The sequence below is a fragment of the Streptomyces sp. NPDC048257 genome, from assembly GCF_043201855.1.
Lineage (GTDB): Bacteria > Actinomycetota > Actinomycetes > Streptomycetales > Streptomycetaceae > Streptomyces.
Map to the genome: position 1 here is coordinate 97,442 of NZ_JBICZI010000014.1, position 15,180 is coordinate 112,621.

Annotated in this window: 15 protein-coding genes; 11 read left to right on the top strand and 4 right to left on the bottom strand. The window is 69.3% G+C overall.

What is annotated here, in order from left to right; genetic code table 11:
• Positions 1-6: 6 nt before the first annotated feature.
• Positions 7-678, bottom strand: coding sequence for a response regulator transcription factor (locus ACGFZK_RS24660; RefSeq protein ID WP_030016364.1), 672 nt, complete (start codon positions 676-678; stop codon positions 7-9).
• A 64-nt stretch (positions 679-742) separates the two neighbouring features.
• A complete protein-coding gene (locus tag ACGFZK_RS24665) occupies positions 743-1,636 on the bottom strand; it encodes a RecB family exonuclease (protein WP_393851028.1) in 894 nt (297 codons plus the stop codon).
• Between the two features lie 222 nt (positions 1,637-1,858).
• On the opposite strand from ACGFZK_RS24665, the gene ACGFZK_RS24670 reads away from it, so the two are divergent.
• The 3 genes from ACGFZK_RS24670 to ACGFZK_RS24680 all read left to right on the top strand — a co-directional run bounded on the left by ACGFZK_RS24670 (position 1,859) and on the right by ACGFZK_RS24680 (position 4,700).
• A complete protein-coding gene (locus tag ACGFZK_RS24670) occupies positions 1,859-2,992 on the top strand; it encodes a site-2 protease family protein (protein ID WP_393851087.1) in 1,134 nt (377 codons plus the stop codon).
• Between the two features lie 18 nt (positions 2,993-3,010).
• Positions 3,011-3,907, top strand: coding sequence for a tRNA (adenine-N1)-methyltransferase (locus tag ACGFZK_RS24675; RefSeq protein WP_030016358.1), 897 nt, complete (start codon positions 3,011-3,013; stop codon positions 3,905-3,907).
• Positions 3,908-4,103: 196 nt separating this feature from the next.
• Positions 4,104-4,700, top strand: coding sequence for a hypothetical protein (locus ACGFZK_RS24680; protein WP_393851029.1), 597 nt, complete (start codon positions 4,104-4,106; stop codon positions 4,698-4,700).
• Positions 4,701-4,704: 4 nt separating this feature from the next.
• Here the strand turns inward: ACGFZK_RS24680 and ACGFZK_RS24685 are convergent, their stop codons facing one another.
• The gene (locus ACGFZK_RS24685; RefSeq protein WP_393851088.1) at positions 4,705-5,025 is read right to left on the bottom strand and encodes a ferredoxin; all 321 of its coding nucleotides are present in this window, start codon (positions 5,023-5,025) and stop codon (positions 4,705-4,707) included.
• A gap of 264 nt (positions 5,026-5,289) precedes the next feature.
• Here ACGFZK_RS24685 and arc point away from each other — a divergent pair, with 264 nt between their 5' ends.
• The 6 genes from arc (at position 5,290) to prcA (ending at position 11,169) form a co-directional block, all read left to right on the top strand.
• Entirely contained in the window at positions 5,290-7,056 is a 1,767-nt protein-coding gene (arc, locus tag ACGFZK_RS24690; RefSeq protein WP_393851030.1) for a proteasome ATPase, read from the top strand.
• Positions 7,057-7,330: 274 nt separating this feature from the next.
• Positions 7,331-8,842 carry a depupylase/deamidase Dop gene (gene dop, locus ACGFZK_RS24695; RefSeq protein WP_030389612.1) on the top strand — a complete coding sequence of 504 codons (1,512 nt, stop codon included), beginning with the start codon at positions 7,331-7,333 and terminating at the stop codon, positions 8,840-8,842.
• Positions 8,843-9,028: 186 nt separating this feature from the next.
• Entirely contained in the window at positions 9,029-9,241 is a 213-nt protein-coding gene (locus ACGFZK_RS24700) for a ubiquitin-like protein Pup (RefSeq protein ID WP_030016348.1), read from the top strand.
• 149 nt (positions 9,242-9,390) lie between these two features.
• A complete protein-coding gene (locus tag ACGFZK_RS24705; RefSeq protein WP_393851031.1) occupies positions 9,391-9,567 on the top strand; it encodes an endonuclease domain-containing protein in 177 nt (58 codons plus the stop codon).
• On the top strand, positions 9,519-10,358 hold the full coding sequence (gene prcB / locus ACGFZK_RS24710) for a proteasome subunit beta (protein WP_393851032.1): 840 nt from the start codon (positions 9,519-9,521) through the stop codon (positions 10,356-10,358). The genes ACGFZK_RS24705 and prcB overlap by 49 nt, the downstream gene beginning before the upstream one ends.
• 46 nt (positions 10,359-10,404) lie before the next feature.
• Positions 10,405-11,169, top strand: a complete 765-nt coding sequence (gene prcA, locus ACGFZK_RS24715) for a proteasome subunit alpha (protein ID WP_329103781.1) — start codon at positions 10,405-10,407, stop codon at positions 11,167-11,169.
• 68 nt (positions 11,170-11,237) lie between these two features.
• Here the strand turns inward: prcA and ACGFZK_RS24720 are convergent, their stop codons facing one another.
• A complete protein-coding gene (locus ACGFZK_RS24720) occupies positions 11,238-12,236 on the bottom strand; it encodes a LacI family DNA-binding transcriptional regulator (RefSeq protein WP_393851033.1) in 999 nt (332 codons plus the stop codon).
• Positions 12,237-12,381: 145 nt separating this feature from the next.
• On the opposite strand from ACGFZK_RS24720, the gene ACGFZK_RS24725 reads away from it, so the two are divergent.
• Positions 12,382-13,644, top strand: a complete 1,263-nt coding sequence (locus tag ACGFZK_RS24725; RefSeq protein WP_393851034.1) for an MFS transporter — start codon at positions 12,382-12,384, stop codon at positions 13,642-13,644.
• A 128-nt stretch (positions 13,645-13,772) separates the two neighbouring features.
• Positions 13,773-15,134 carry a Pup--protein ligase gene (gene pafA, locus ACGFZK_RS24730; RefSeq protein WP_030768414.1) on the top strand — a complete coding sequence of 454 codons (1,362 nt, stop codon included), beginning with the start codon at positions 13,773-13,775 and terminating at the stop codon, positions 15,132-15,134.
• Positions 15,135-15,180 lie beyond the last annotated feature (46 nt).

The following is a 15,180-nucleotide window of genomic DNA, read 5'->3' on the forward strand; positions in this document are numbered from 1 at the left end:
GCGGCCCTACTGGGCCCCGGGGCGCACCAGACCGCTCTCGTACGCGTACACCGCCGCCTGGACCCGGTCCCGCAGCCCCAGCTTCGTCAGCACGTGCCCCACGTGCGTCTTGACCGTCGTCTCGCTCACGAACAGATCCGCCGCGATCTCCGCGTTCGACAACCCGCGGGAGACCAGCTTCAGCACCTCGACCTCACGCTCGGTCAGCGTTCCCAGCGTGTTGGGAAGGCTCTCCTCCCCCGACGGCAGGTGCCCCGCGTACTTGTCCAGCAGCCGCCGCGTGATGCTCGGTGCGAGCATCGCCTCACCCGCGGCGACCACCCGGATCGCCTGCACCAGCTCGTTCGCCGGGGCGTCCTTCAGCAGGAACCCGCTCGCCCCCGCGCGCAGCGCCTCCACCACGTACTCGTCCAGGTCGAAGGTGGTCAGCACCAGCACCTTCGCCGGCCCGTCGCGCTCCGGACCGGTGATCTGGCGGGTCGCCTCCACCCCGTCCATCCGCGGCATCCGGATGTCCATCAGCACCACGTCGGGCTGCAGCGCCCGCACCTGGTCCAGCGCCTGCAGACCGTCCCCGGCCTCGCCGACGACCGCCAGGTCCTCCTCCGCCTCCAGGATCATCCGGAAGCCGGTGCGCAGAAGTGGCTGGTCGTCGACCAGAAGGACGCGGATGGCCACGGGGTCTACCTCGTATTCGTCGGACGGCTACGGCGGGCGCGTCCATTCTGCCCTGGCACGATGATCAGGACTCCGCCGGGAGCTCCGCCACCGGCCGGGGGCTGATCAGCAGGGGATAGGGCGGGGGAGTTCCGCCGAACTCCGGACACACCGCCTGATGATCACACCAGCCGCACAGCTTCGTCGGCCGCGGCCGCCACTCACCCGTCTCCGTCGCCTCCCGGATCGCCTCCCACAACGCGTGCAGCTTGCGCTCCACCCGCTCCAGGTCCGCGACCACCGGGTCGTACGTCAACACGTCCCCGCTGCCCAGGTACACCAGCTGCAGCCGCCGCGGCACCACCTGCTTCAGCCGCCACACCACCAGCGCGTAGAACTTCATCTGGAACAGCGCACCCTCGGCGTACTCCGGCCGCGGCGCCTTGCCCGTCTTGTAGTCGACGATCCGCACCTCACCCGTCGGCGCCACGTCCACCCGGTCGATGATCCCGCGCAACCGCAGCCCCGACTCCAGCTCCGTCTCCACGAAGAACTCCCGCTCCACCGGCTCCAGCCGCGTCGGGTCCTCCAACGTGAACCACCGCTCGACCAGCGCCTCGGCCTCGGTCAGCCACCGCGCCAGCCCCGCCCCCTCGTCACCCTCCGGGAACAGCTCCGTCAGCTCCGGCTTCGACTCCAGCAACCGGTCCCACTGCCCCGGAACCAGCGCCTTCGCCCGCGGCGCCGTCCGCTCCGGCGCCGGATGGTCGAAGAGCCGCTCCAGCACCGCGTGCACCAGCGTCCCGCGCGTGGCCGCCGCACTCGGCTTCTCCGGCAGCTTGTCGATCACCCGGAACCGGTACAGCAGCGGGCACTGCATGAAATCGCTCGCCCGGGAAGGAGAGAGCGAAGTGGGCGCCACGGCGCTCCGCGCATCGGCATCGGCTGCACCAGGCACAGCACCGGGACTCGTCGTCATGGACAAAACCCTACGACCCATCACGGACAGCACGCGCATACCATCGACGCCAAGCCCCCTCGCACTGCATGATCGGAGCATCACGACCCGCTACAGCACCGCGCCGAACGCGCACAGAACGACACTGGAAACACCAGCACCGAACGAAGGAAAGCCGTGGCAGACACCGACGAGACCGGCGAGCGCGCAGGCAGGCGCTCCGGACCGGGCGGCGGACTCCTCATGGGCCGCCCCTTCGGCGTACCCGTCTACGTCTCGCCCAGCTGGTTTCTCGTCGCCGCCCTCATCACCTGGGTCTTCGGCGACCAGCTCGACCGCGTCCTGCCCGATCTGGGACCCGTCCGCTACCTCGTCTCGCTCTTCTTCGCCGTCGCCTTCTACGCCTCCGTGCTGGTCCACGAGCTCGCGCACACCGTCGCAGCCCTGCGCTTCAAGCTCCCCGTGCGCCGCATCCAGCTCCAGTTCTTCGGCGGAGTCTCCGAGATCGAAAAGGAATCCGAGACACCCGGCCGCGAATTCGTCCTCGCCTTCGTCGGCCCCCTGCTCTCCCTCCTCCTCGCCGGAGCCTTCTACCTCGGCATGAAGGCCGTCGACCCGGCCACCGTCCCGGGCGTCCTCCTCGCCGGCCTGATGATCTCCAACCTGCTCGTCGCCGCCTTCAACCTCCTCCCCGGCCTCCCCCTCGACGGCGGCCGCATGCTCCGCGCCGTCATCTGGGGCATCACCGGCAAGCCCATGGCCGGCACCGTCGCCGCCGCCTGGGTCGGCCGCGGCCTCGCCATCGCCGTCCTCCTCGGCCTCCCCCTCCTGACCCACACCGGAGTCCTCGGCAACCGCACCGCGGACATCGGCGGCATGAACACCGTCATGGACGCCCTGCTCGCCGCCATCCTCGCCGCCATCATCTGGACCGGCGCCGGCAACAGCCTGCGCATGGCCCGCCTGCGCGAACACCTCCCGGAACTGCGCGCCCGCACCCTCACCCGACGCGCCATCCCCGTCGAGAACGCCACCCCCCTCTCCGAGGCCCTGCGCCGCGCCAACGAAGCCGGAGCCCGCGCCCTCGTCGTCGTCGACGGACAGGGCGACCCCACCGCCATCGTCCGCGAAACGGCCATCGCCTCCGTCCCCGAACACCGCCGCCCCTGGGTCGCCGTCAGCACCCTCGCCCAGGACCTCACCGACGGCATGAAGGTTTCAGCGGACCTCACCGGCGAAGAACTCCTCGACCACCTCCGCGCCACCCCCGCCACCGAATACCTCGTCCTCGAACCCGGCGGCACCATCTACGGCGTCCTGTCCACCCTCGACGTCGAGAAGGCCTTCGTGAAGGCCATGGCACGGCCCCAGTCCTGAAGCCAATACACTGGTCACATGTCCGAACCGACCGGTGCCGCCCGCCGACGCGGGCCCTTCGAGGTCGGGGACCAGGTACAGCTCACCGACCCCAAGGGCCGCCACTACACGTTCACGCTCGAAGCCGGGAAGAATTTCCACACCCACAAGGGTTCCTTCCCGCACGACGAGCTGATCGGTGCTCCCGAAGGCAGCGTTGTCCGTACCACGGGCAACGTCGCATACCTCGCGCTGCGCCCCCTGCTCCCCGACTATGTCCTGTCCATGCCCCGCGGCGCCGCCGTGGTCTACCCCAAGGACGCGGGCCAGATCCTGGCCTTCGCCGACATCTTCCCCGGCGCCCGCGTCGTGGAAGCGGGAGTGGGCTCCGGCTCCCTGAGCAGCTTCCTGCTGCGCGCCATCGGCGACCAGGGCATGCTCCACAGCTACGAGCGCCGCGCGGACTTCGCCGAAATCGCCACCGCCAACGTCGAACGCTACTTCGGCGGACCCCACCCCGCGTGGCAGCTCACCGTCGGCGACCTCCAGGACAACCTGTCCGACACCGACGTCGACCGCGTCATCCTGGACATGCTCGCCCCCTGGGAGTGCCTGGAGGCCGTCTCCAAGGCCCTGGTCCCCGGCGGCATCCTCTGCTGCTACGTGGCCACCACCACCCAGCTGTCCAAGACCGTCGAGTCCATCCGCGAGATCGGCTGCTTCGCCGAGCCGCAGCCGTGGGAATCGATGATCCGCAACTGGCACGTGGAAGGCCTCGCCGTCCGCCCGGACCACCGGATGATCGGCCACACCGGCTTCCTCGTCACCGCCCGCCGCCTCGCGGACGGGGTCGAGCCCCCGATGCGCCGCCGCCGCCCCGCCAAGGGCGCCTACGGCGAGGACTACGACGGCCCCGGCAGCGACCGCTCCGCATAGCGGTCCGCCACAACGGCCCGAGCCCCGCGGACCCAACACGAAGGCGCTGTGGCGCAGTTCCCCCGAACACCCGGGAACTGCGCCACAGCGCCTTTTCGTTGTCCGTGCACCAGCTCCGGACCCAACCGTTCCACCGCCCTGTGAGGTGTGGCACGATGCTGGCTCCCCGTCACCCTTCGCACAGGAGACACCCCGCGTGCCGCACAGCCCCGCCGAGCCGGCCCCGATCCCGGAATCCCTGGCGCACAGCAGCACCAGGCCCCTCCACTGGCTCGCCACGGCCACCGCCATGGCCGCCGTCATAGCCGCCGCGGGACTCGTACAGCCCGCCACCGGCACCCCCGCGGCCGCCGGAGAACCCACGGCGAAGGGCCCCGAGGCCACCGCTCCCGACCCGGCCGGGGTCACCTACCCCCTCGACTGCCGGGGCGCCCCGCAGACCGTCACCACCAGCGCCCAGGGCGACCTCGACGGCGACGGCCGCCCCGAGACCGTCGCCGCCGTCCGCTGCGACGCCGGCTCCGGCACCCCGCCCCACGCGATCTACGTCCTCACCCGGGACCGGTCCGAAGGCGCCCGCCCCCGCGTCGTCGCCACCCTGCTCGACACCGCCCGGCGACAGACCGTCACCGACCTGACCGTGCGCGACGGACTCGCCACGGCCACCCTCGTCGGCTACTCCTCACCCGACGTACCGCGCTACAGCCCCGACACGAAACAGCTCGCCAAGTGGCGCTGGCGCGACGGAAAATTCCGCCAGGAGCTGACGGACTCGGCCGCCAGGAGTGTTTGAAACGTCACTCCGCGTCGGGACCGAAGACTTCCACCCTGTCCGAAACGCGCCTTACGTGAATGCAGTCCCCGGGACATTCCTTCGCCGAGTCGACCACGTCCTGGAGCAGCGTCAGCGGAACCGGAGTGCTCGCCCCCGCCTCCTGCAGCAGCTCGTCCTCGGCGCTCTTCACATACGCCAGACCATCGATGTCCAGCTCGAACACCTCAGGCGCGTACTGCACGCAGATGCCGTCCCCGGTGCACAGGTCCTGATCGATCCAGACCTCGAGCGGCTCGCCGGCCTCACCGGCACCACCCGTCGGAGCCTCCTGCTGCACGGTCATATCTCCTGCCGTTTCCTGCGCTGAGTGATCCATCCCGGTCACAAGCCGCAACAAGTCGCGCGGGCCCTGACGGGTGTTGAACAGTTCGACCTTACAACCGGCTGCTTCCGGAGTTTGATGGGTGGGTATTTCCTTGGCGTGAGGGAGTACGCAAGGGTGAAGATCGGACACACCTCTACCGTCTTTGTGATCTAGGGGTTTCAATCACCACCAGCCCAGGTAGGGTCAGGAAGCGTCCAGCTCCCCTTGGAGGAGGTGAGGACCGTGGCAGCCCACGACGACGACATCAACCGCGGCATCCGGCCCGCGCGAGGGTCCGAGGACCCCGCCGGCCAGGTTGCCTATCTCGAGCAGGAAATCGCCGTCCTGCGACGAAAGCTCGCCGACTCTCCGCGGCACACGAGGATTCTCGAAGAGCGGATCGTCGAGCTCCAGACAAATCTGGCCGGCGTATCCGCACAGAACGAACGACTCGCGAATACCCTCCGTGAGGCCCGAGACCAGATCGTGGCCCTCAAGGAAGAAGTCGACCGGCTCGCACAGCCGCCGGCCGGTTTCGGTGTCTTCCTGCAGGCGAACGAGGACGGCACCGTCGACATCTTCACCGGAGGCCGAAAGCTCCGCGTGAACGTCAGCCCCAGCGTCGACCCGGAAGACCTCCGGCGCGGCCAGGAGGTCATGCTCAACGAGGCCCTCAACGTGGTCGAGGCCATGGAATTCGAGCGGGCCGGGGACATCGTCACCCTCAAGGAGATCCTCGAGGACGGCGAGCGCGCCCTGGTTGTCGGGCACACCGACGAGGAGAGGGTGGTGAGGCTCGCCGAGCCGCTCCTGGACATCACCATCCGCCCCGGCGACGCCCTCCTGCTCGAACCCCGCTCCGGCTACGTCTACGAGGTCGTCCCCAAGAGCGAGGTCGAGGACCTGGTCCTCGAAGAGGTCCCGGACATCGACTACGACAAGATCGGCGGCCTGGGCGACCAAATCGAGCTGATCCGCGACGCGGTCGAGCTCCCGTACCTCTATCCCGACCTGTTCAAGGAACACGAACTGCGGCCCCCGAAGGGCATCCTGCTCTACGGCCCGCCCGGCTGCGGCAAGACGCTCATCGCCAAGGCCGTCGCCAACTCCCTTGCCAAGAAGGTCGCCGAGGTGACCGGGCAGGCCCAGGGAAAGTCGTACTTCCTGAACATCAAGGGACCCGAACTCCTCAACAAGTACGTCGGCGAGACCGAGCGGCACATCCGCCTCGTCTTCCAGCGTGCACGTGAGAAGGCCAGCGAGGGCACCCCCGTCATCGTCTTCTTCGACGAGATGGAATCCCTCTTCCGCACCCGCGGATCCGGAGTCAGCTCGGACGTGGAGAACACCATCGTCCCCCAGCTGCTCGCCGAGATCGACGGTGTGGAAGGCCTGGAGAACGTCATCGTCATCGGCGCCTCCAACCGCGAGGACATGATCGACCCGGCCATCCTGCGGCCCGGCCGTCTCGATGTGAAGATCAAGATCGAGCGTCCGGACGCCGAGGCCGCGAAGGACATCTTCGCGAAGTACCTCAAGGCCTCGCTGCCCCTGCACACGGACGACCTGTCCGAACACCAGGGCTCCCCGGCCGGCACCGTCCACAGCATGATCCAGACCGTCGTCGAGCAGATGTACGCCGAAACCGAGGAGAACCGCTTCCTCGAGGTCACGTACGCCAACGGCGACAAGGAAGTCCTCTACTTCAAGGACTTCAACTCGGGCGCGATGATCCAGAACATCGTCGACCGTGCCAAGAAGATGGCGATCAAGGCCTTCCTCGAGCACAACCAGAAGGGTCTGCGGGTGGCCCACCTGCTCCAGGCCTGCGTGGACGAGTTCAAGGAGAACGAGGACCTGCCCAACACCACCAACCCGGACGACTGGGCCCGCATCTCCGGAAAGAAGGGCGAGCGGATCGTATTCATCCGCACCCTCGTCACCGGAAAGCAAGGCGCGGACACCGGACGTTCCATCGACACGGTGGCGAACACCGGTCAGTACCTCTGACCCGGAGCGGCTGCGGATGCCTTCCCGGGCATCCGCAGCCGACTGCTTTACCCCACCGTTTCACCCCACCGCTCGACCGGCCGCTTTCAGCCGGTGACCAGGCGGATTCAATGACGGAAATGATCTCCCCACGAGCGCGCAGTGGTTCTAGGCTCTTCCGTACCGCCGGACGCGCAGTGCGGGGACGGGCACCGCACAGGCACACGCACCGGAGCACCAGCGGTACTTGAGCGCCGCTCCCGAAAGGGGAGCGCCGCCGGGCAAGGAGGGCCGCATGACCGTACGGCGAGTAATGGGGATCGAGACGGAGTACGGGATCTCCGTCCCGGGGCACCCGAACGCCAATGCCATGCTCACCTCGTCCCAGATCGTCAACGCCTACGCGGCGGCGATGCACCGGGCGCGCCGCGCCCGCTGGGACTTCGAGGAGGAGAATCCGCTGCGGGACGCCCGCGGCTTCGACCTCGCCCGCGAGGCCGCCGACAACAGCCAGCTGACCGACGAGGACATCGGCCTCGCCAACGTCATCCTCACGAACGGCGCACGGCTCTACGTCGACCACGCACACCCCGAATACAGCTCGCCGGAGATCACCAACCCGCTCGACGCCGTCCTCTGGGACAAGGCCGGCGAGCGGATCATGGCCGAGGCGGCCGTACGCGCCGCCCAGCTGCCCGGCGCCCAGCCGATCCACCTCTACAAGAACAACACCGACAACAAGGGCGCCTCCTACGGCACGCACGAGAACTACCTGATGAAGCGGGAGACCCCCTTCTCGGAGATCGTGCGCCACCTGACGCCCTTCTTCGTCTCGCGGCAGGTCGTGACCGGCGCGGGACGCGTGGGCATCGGCCAGGACGGCCGCGAACACGGCTTCCAGATCAGCCAGCGCGCGGACTACTTCGAGGTCGAGGTCGGCCTGGAGACCACCCTCAAGCGGCCCATCATCAACACGCGCGACGAGCCGCACTCGGACGCCGAGAAGTACCGCCGGCTGCACGTGATCATCGGCGACGCGAACCTCTCCGAGATCTCCACCTATCTGAAGCTCGGCACGACGGCACTTGTCCTGTCCATGATCGAGGACGGGTTCATCAACGTCGACCTGGCCGTCGACCAGCCCGTACGCACCCTGCACCAGGTCTCCCACGACCCGGACCTGCAGCACCTCATCACGCTGCGCAGCGGCCGGACCCTGACCGCCGTGCAACTCCAGATGGAGTACTTCGAGCTGGCGCGGAAGTACGTGGACGAACGTTTCGGGTCCGACGCCGACGAGCAGACCAAGGACGTGCTGGGCCGCTGGGAGGACGTGCTGGGCCGGCTCGAGAGCGACCCGATGAGCCTGTCGGGGGAGCTGGACTGGATCGCCAAGCGGGAGATCCTCGAGGGCTACCGGCGCCGGGACGGGCTGGGCTGGGACGCGGCGCGGCTGCACCTGGTCGACCTCCAGTACTCGGACGTACGGCCCGAGAAGGGCCTGTACAACCGCCTGGTGGCCCGCGGCAAGATGAAGCGGCTGGTGGAGGAGCCCGCGGTGGAGCGGGCTCAGAGCAAGCCTCCGGAGGACACCCGGGCCTACTTCCGCGGCCGCTGCCTGGAGCAGTACGCGGACGACGTCGCCGCGGCCTCCTGGGACTCGGTGATCTTCGACCTTCCCGGCCGCGACTCGCTCCAGCGGGTCCCGACGCTGGAACCCCTGCGGGGGACCCGCAACCACGTCAAGGAGCTCCTGGACCGCTGCCGCACGGCGGAGGACCTGGTCCGGGTGCTTTCGGGGCAGTGAGCGCGGCTGAAAGGCCTCCGGTCCGGGAATCATGAAGAGAGCCGGACGTTGCGCCGGAGCTTTTGAGCAACTGCGGGGACGAATGTCGGACCCTCCTTGTAGGGTCCGGCGTAGGGTCTGATCTTGGGAGATCCCGATCCGGGGTCTCTCTGTGTGAGCGTGCGAACCGAGCGGGGTGAGGTAGACATGGCGACCAAGGACACCGGCGGCGGACAGCAGAAGGCGACGCGCTCGACCGAGGAGGTCGAGGAGGCGGCGGTCGAGGAATCGACCGACCTCAAGGAGCGCCAGGAAAAGCTCTCCGACGACGTCGACTCCGTACTCGATGAAATCGATGATGTGCTCGAGGAGAACGCCGAGGACTTCGTGCGAAGCTTCGTTCAAAAGGGTGGCCAGTAAGGCCATTTGACCTACGAATCGAAGGTCGGGTAGGGAGCGGCGGGTCGGACGGTGCGGATACGGCATCCGTACCGTCCGGTCATGAGTGGTGCTCGCTCGCCGCTCGGGACGAGGTCCGGCCGCTCCGCCCATCGGGTTCGGCAGAGCATGTGGATCGCGATCATCAGACGGGTAAGGTCCGAGGCGTACGGTGCTTCAGCCGCAGAACGGCACCGGGCCAGTTCAAGGATCGGCCGGACGTCATGAGGCGTGCAGCCGCCTACGTGGAAGGAAACCTGTGGAACCCAACACTCGTAGCACAGGGCGTCTACCGGCAGCCTTCCTGACGCCGGGGTCCTCGTCCTTCATGGACTTCCTCGGGGCGCACTCGCCCGAGATGCTGCCCGGCAACCGCAAGCTGCCGGAGGGCGTCATCGAGGCGCCGCACGGGACGACCATCGTCGCCGCCACCTTCCCCGGTGGGGTCGTCCTCGCCGGTGACCGGCGGGCGACCATGGGGAACATGATCGCGCAGCGGGACATCGAGAAGGTGTTCCCCGCCGACGAGTACTCCGCCGTCGGTATCGCCGGTACGGCCGGCCTGGCCGTGGAGATGGTCAAGCTGTTCCAGCTGGAGCTGGAGCACTTCGAGAAGGTCGAGGGGACGACCCTGTCCCTGGAGGGCAAGGCGAACCGGCTCTCCACCATGATCCGCAGCAACCTCGGCATGGCGATGCAGGGGCTGGCCGTCGTGCCGCTGTTCGCCGGGTACGACGAGGGCAAGGAGAAGGGCCGGATCTTCTCCTACGACGTGACCGGCGGCCGTTCCGAGGAGCACGGGTACGCCGCCACCGGTTCCGGTTCGATCTTCGCCCGGGGCTCCATGAAGAAGCTCTACCGCCCCGATCTGACGGAGGAGCAGGCCACCACCCTGGTCGTCCAGGCGTTGTACGACGCCGCCGACGACGACTCGGCGACCGGTGGGCCGGACCTGTACCGCCACATCTACCCGATCGTCACCGTCATCACGGACGAGGGGTTCCGCAGGCTGACCGACGACGAGTCGCAGGAGCTCGCCCGTACGGTCACCAACCGTCGGCTGGAGCAGCCCGACGGCCCGCGCGCCGCCCTGCTCTGACCATCCGTCGCCCCGTAGGAGCCCAGAAGAAAGGGACGGACAGCCGGTGTCGACTCCGTTCTATGTGTCACCCCAGCAGGCCATGGCCGACCGGGCGGAATACGCCCGCAAGGGCATCGCCCGCGGTCGCAGCCTGGTCGTGCTGCAGTACGCCGACGGCATCGTGTTCGTCGGTGAGAACCCGTCCCGTGCGCTACACAAGTTCAGTGAGATCTACGACCGGATCGGCTTCGCGGCCGCCGGCAAGTACAACGAGTACGAGAACCTGCGGATCGGCGGTGTGCGGTACGCGGACCTGCGCGGATACACCTACGACCGTGACGATGTGACGGCCCGTGGGCTGGCGAACGTCTACGCGCAGACGCTCGGCACCATCTTCTCCTCGGCCGGCGAGAAGCCGTACGAGGTGGAGCTGGTGGTCGCGGAGGTCGGTGCGACCGCGGCCGGGGACCAGATCTACCGGCTGCCGCACGACGGGTCGATCGTGGACGAGCACGGTTCGGTCGCCGTCGGTGGCAACGCCGAGCAGATCAGTACCTTCCTGGACCAGCGTCACCGCGACGGGATGACCCTGTCGGAGGCGCTGAAGCTGGCGGTGCAGGCGCTGTCCAGTCAGGCCAACGGTGCGGACAAGGCGATTCCGGCGGAGCGCCTGGAGGTCGCGGTGCTGGACCGGACGCGGGCGCAGCAGCGCAAGTTCAAGCGGATCCGGGGCCGGCAGCTGTCGCGGTTGCTGGAGGCGGACGTGACGGCGGCGGTGCAGGCCGACGCCGTGTCGAACGACGAGGCGCCGGAGGACGACGCCGAGTAGGTCCCGTGGTGCGAGAGCCCCGGTCCGCCGTTCCGGCGGGCCGGGGCTTCGTCGTGTCCGGGGGTGGGTCAGGGGGTGGGGGCCGGGCCCGAGGAGTCGCGGACGACGAGCCGGACGGGGAGGTCGGGGGCGGTCCAGGCGGTGCCTTCGAGGACGGCGAGGAGGGCGGTCATGCCCTGTTCGCCGACGCGCTCGGCGGGGAGGTGGACGGTGGTGAGTTCGGGTTCGACGGCGGTGGCGAGGGCGAGGTCGTCGAAGCCGGTGACGGAGAGGTCCTCGGGGATGCGCAGGCCGAGGCGGCGGGCGGCCTTGCAGGCGCCGGCGGCCAGGATGTCGTCGTCGCAGACGATGGCGGTGGGCCGGTCCCGGGGGGTGGCCAGGGCGGCCTCCAGGGCCGTACGGGCGCCGTCGACGGTGAGGGGGGACCGTACGGTGCGCAGCTCGGTGCCGGGGCCCAGGAGGGCGCTGAGGGCTTCGGCGCGGGTGTCGAAGGTCCAGGAGTCGACGGCGGAGGCGAGGTGGAGGAAGCGCCGGTGACCGAGGGCGAGGAGGTGTTCGGTGATCTGGCGCATGCCGTCGGCCATGGCGAGGTTGACGTGGGCGGCGGCGGTGCCGGCGCGGGGGTCGCTGTCGAGCATGACGAGGGGGAGGGTGTCGCCGCCGATGGCGGCGAGGGCGTCGGCGGCCATGGAGGAGGCGATGACCCCGTCCAGGGCCGCGCGCGCGGAGGCGAAGGGGTCGCGGGCGGGGCCGGTGCCGTCGGGGGACGGGTAGAGGACGACGCCGAAGCCGTGTTCGGCGGCGACGCGGGCGGCTCCGGTGTAGACGCGGGCGAAGAACTCGTTGGTGAGGGCGGGGACGACGAGGAGGGCGGTGCGGGTGGTTCCGAGGCGGAGGTTGCGGGCGGCGAGGTTGGGCCGGTAGCCGAGGCGGGTGGCGGTCTCGCGGACGTGGGTGGCGGTGCGTTCGGAGACGCGGCCGGGCCATTTGCCGCCGAGGACGAGGGAGACGGTGGCCTGGGAGACCCCGGCGGCGGTGGCCACGTCGCGACTGGTGGGTCTCGTCACACGGGGCTCCTGAAGTGCGAGGTCGGGGGGTGCGGCCGGCTCCGTGGGGTGGACCGGCGGACTGCGCCCATGGTACGTATGACGGGACACGTTATACGTATTACTTGGGTTACTCCCGGCTGGATCCGGGCAGAAGGGGGCCGTCATGGCCGCGGGATACGCGGAGCTGCTCAGGACCCGGCACGCCGCGAGGCTGCTGGTGGGCACGCTCGTGGGCCGGCTGCCCAACGCCACCGGGCCGATCGCCATCGTGCTGTTCACGCGGGCCGAGGGCGGCAGCTACAGCCTGGCGGGGGCGCTGGCCGCCGCGTACGGACTGGCGAACGCCGTGGGCCAGCCGCTGCTGGGGAGGGCCGTGGACCTGTTCGGGCAGCCGCGGGTCCAGCTCCCGGCCGCGGTGGTCTCCGCGCTCGGCATGGTGTGGCTGGCGCTCGCGGGTACCGGCTCGGCGGTGGCCGCGTACGCCGCGGTGGTGGTCGCGGGGCTCTTCACACCGCCCCTGGAGGGCGGGCTGCGGGCGCTGTGGCCGGGTGTGCTCGGTGGCCGTGAGGAGAAGGTGCACGCCGCGTACGCGATGGACGCGGTGGCCCAGGAGGTCATGTTCACGGTCGGTCCGCTGCTCGTGACGCTGTTCGTGGCGATGTGGTCTCCGGCGGGGGCGCTGCTGGCGCTGAACGCGATCGGCGTGCTGGGCGCGCTGTCCGTGGTGGTCAGCGAGCCGTCCCGGAAGTGGCGTTCGGCGCCGCGGGAGGCGCACTGGCTGGGGGCGCTGCGTTCGCGCGGGCTGCTGGCGCTGCTCGGGGCGTTCTTCTTCGTGGGCACGGCGCTGGGCTCGATCACGGTGGCCGGTGTGGCGTACGCGGACGAGCACGGCGGTCAGGCGGTGTACGGCTGGCTGATGGCGGCGCTGGGCCTGGGCGCGCTGATCGGTGGCGTGTTCTACGGCGCCCGGCAGTGGGCCGGTGCGCCCGAGCGGCGGCTGCGGCTGCTGGTGGGCCTGCTGGCGGTCTGCTACCTGCCGCTGATGCTGGTTCCGGGGCCGGTGGCGATGACGGGGCTGGCGGCGCTGTCGGGTGTGTTCCTGGCGCCCGCGCTGGCGTGTGCGTTCATCGTCGTGGACCGGCACGCTCCGGCGGGCACGGTGACGGAGGCGTTCTCGTGGCTGGTGACGTTCTTCGGCGTGGGCGCGGCGATCGGTACGGCGGCGGCGGGCCCCGCGGTGGAGCTGGGCGGTACCGCGGCGGGCTTCGGGGTGGCGAGCGTGGCGGGCGCCTCGGCGCTGCTGGTTCTGATGGTGACTCAGCGGGTGCTGGCCACGGGGGGCCGCAGTCGCGCGGTGGCGACCTCGTCTGACGGTGTGTCGGACGGCTCCGGTGACGTGCCGTCGGAAGCCGCGTCGGCGTCCTGATCGGGGGGTGCGCCGGATGGGCCGATCGGGCCGAGATCGGACCGTGGATCGGCCCGTTGCGGGGAACTGATCGAAACGGCGCTCCCGAACCCGGTTTCAGAAGAGGGCAGAAGGCGTAATGTTCAGTCATGGACCGCCGCATTTTCGGGCTGGAGAACGAGTACGGCGTCACGTGCACGTTCAGGGGACAGCGCCGACTGTCTCCTGACGAAGTGGCGCGCTACCTCTTCCGCCGTGTTGTGTCATGGGGCCGCAGCAGCAATGTCTTCCTGCGGAACGGCGCCCGCCTGTACCTCGACGTGGGTTCGCATCCGGAATATGCAACTCCCGAATGCGACAACCTGACCGAGCTGGTGACTCACGACAAAGCAGGCGAGCGCATTCTCGAAGGTCTGCTCGTCGACGCCGAACGCCGCCTGCACGAGGAGGGAATCGCGGGCGACGTCTATCTCTTCAAGAACAACACCGACTCGGCGGGCAACTCGTACGGATGCCACGAGAACTACCTGGTGGCCCGGCACGGGGAATTCTCCCGCCTGGCGGACATTCTCATTCCGTTCCTTGTCACGCGGCAGCTGATCTGCGGCGCCGGCAAGGTGCTGCAGACGCCGCGGGGTGCGGTCTACTGCGTGAGTCAGCGGGCCGAGCACATCTGGGAGGGCGTCAGCTCTGCCACGACCCGCTCGCGTCCGATCATCAACACCCGGGACGAGCCGCACGCGGACGCCGAGCGCTACCGCAGGCTGCACGTCATCGTGGGTGACTCGAACATGTCCGAGACGACCATGCTGCTCAAGGTCGGGGCCACCGACCTGGTGCTGCGCATGATCGAGGCGGGCACGGTGATGCGGGACCTGACCCTGGAGAACCCGATCCGGGCGATCCGCGAGGTCAGCCACGACATCACGGGTCAGCGCAAGGTGCGGCTGGCGAGCGGCCGGGAGGCCTCGGCGCTGGAGATCCAGCGGGAGTACTACGACAAGGCCGTGGACTTCGCCGAGCGCCGGGGCATCCGTACCGGCGTGGTGGACCAGGTGCTGGAACTGTGGGGTCGCACGCTCGACGCGATCGACGCGGAGGACCTGGACCGGATCGGGACCGAGATCGACTGGGTCATGAAGTACCAGCTGATCGAGCGGTACCGGGCCAAGCACAACATGACCATGTCGAATCCGCGGGTGGCTCAGATAGACCTCGCGTATCACGACATCCACCGCCGGCGCGGGCTGTACTACCTGCTGGAACGCAAGGGGCAGGCGGCACGGATCTGCAACGACCTCAAGATCTTCGAGGGCAAGTCGGTGCCCCCGCAGACGACGCGGGCGCGGCTGCGCGGGGACTTCATCCGCCGGGCGCAGGAGCAGCGGCGGGACTTCACGGTCGACTGGGTGCACCTGAAGCTCAATGACCAGGCGCAGCGGACGGTGCTGTGTAAGGACCCGTTCCGGTCGGTGGACGACCGGGTGGAGAAGCTGATCGCCGGCATGTAGGACCGCAGAGTGACCGCAGTGTGACATCGCACTCCTCGCCAGGGCC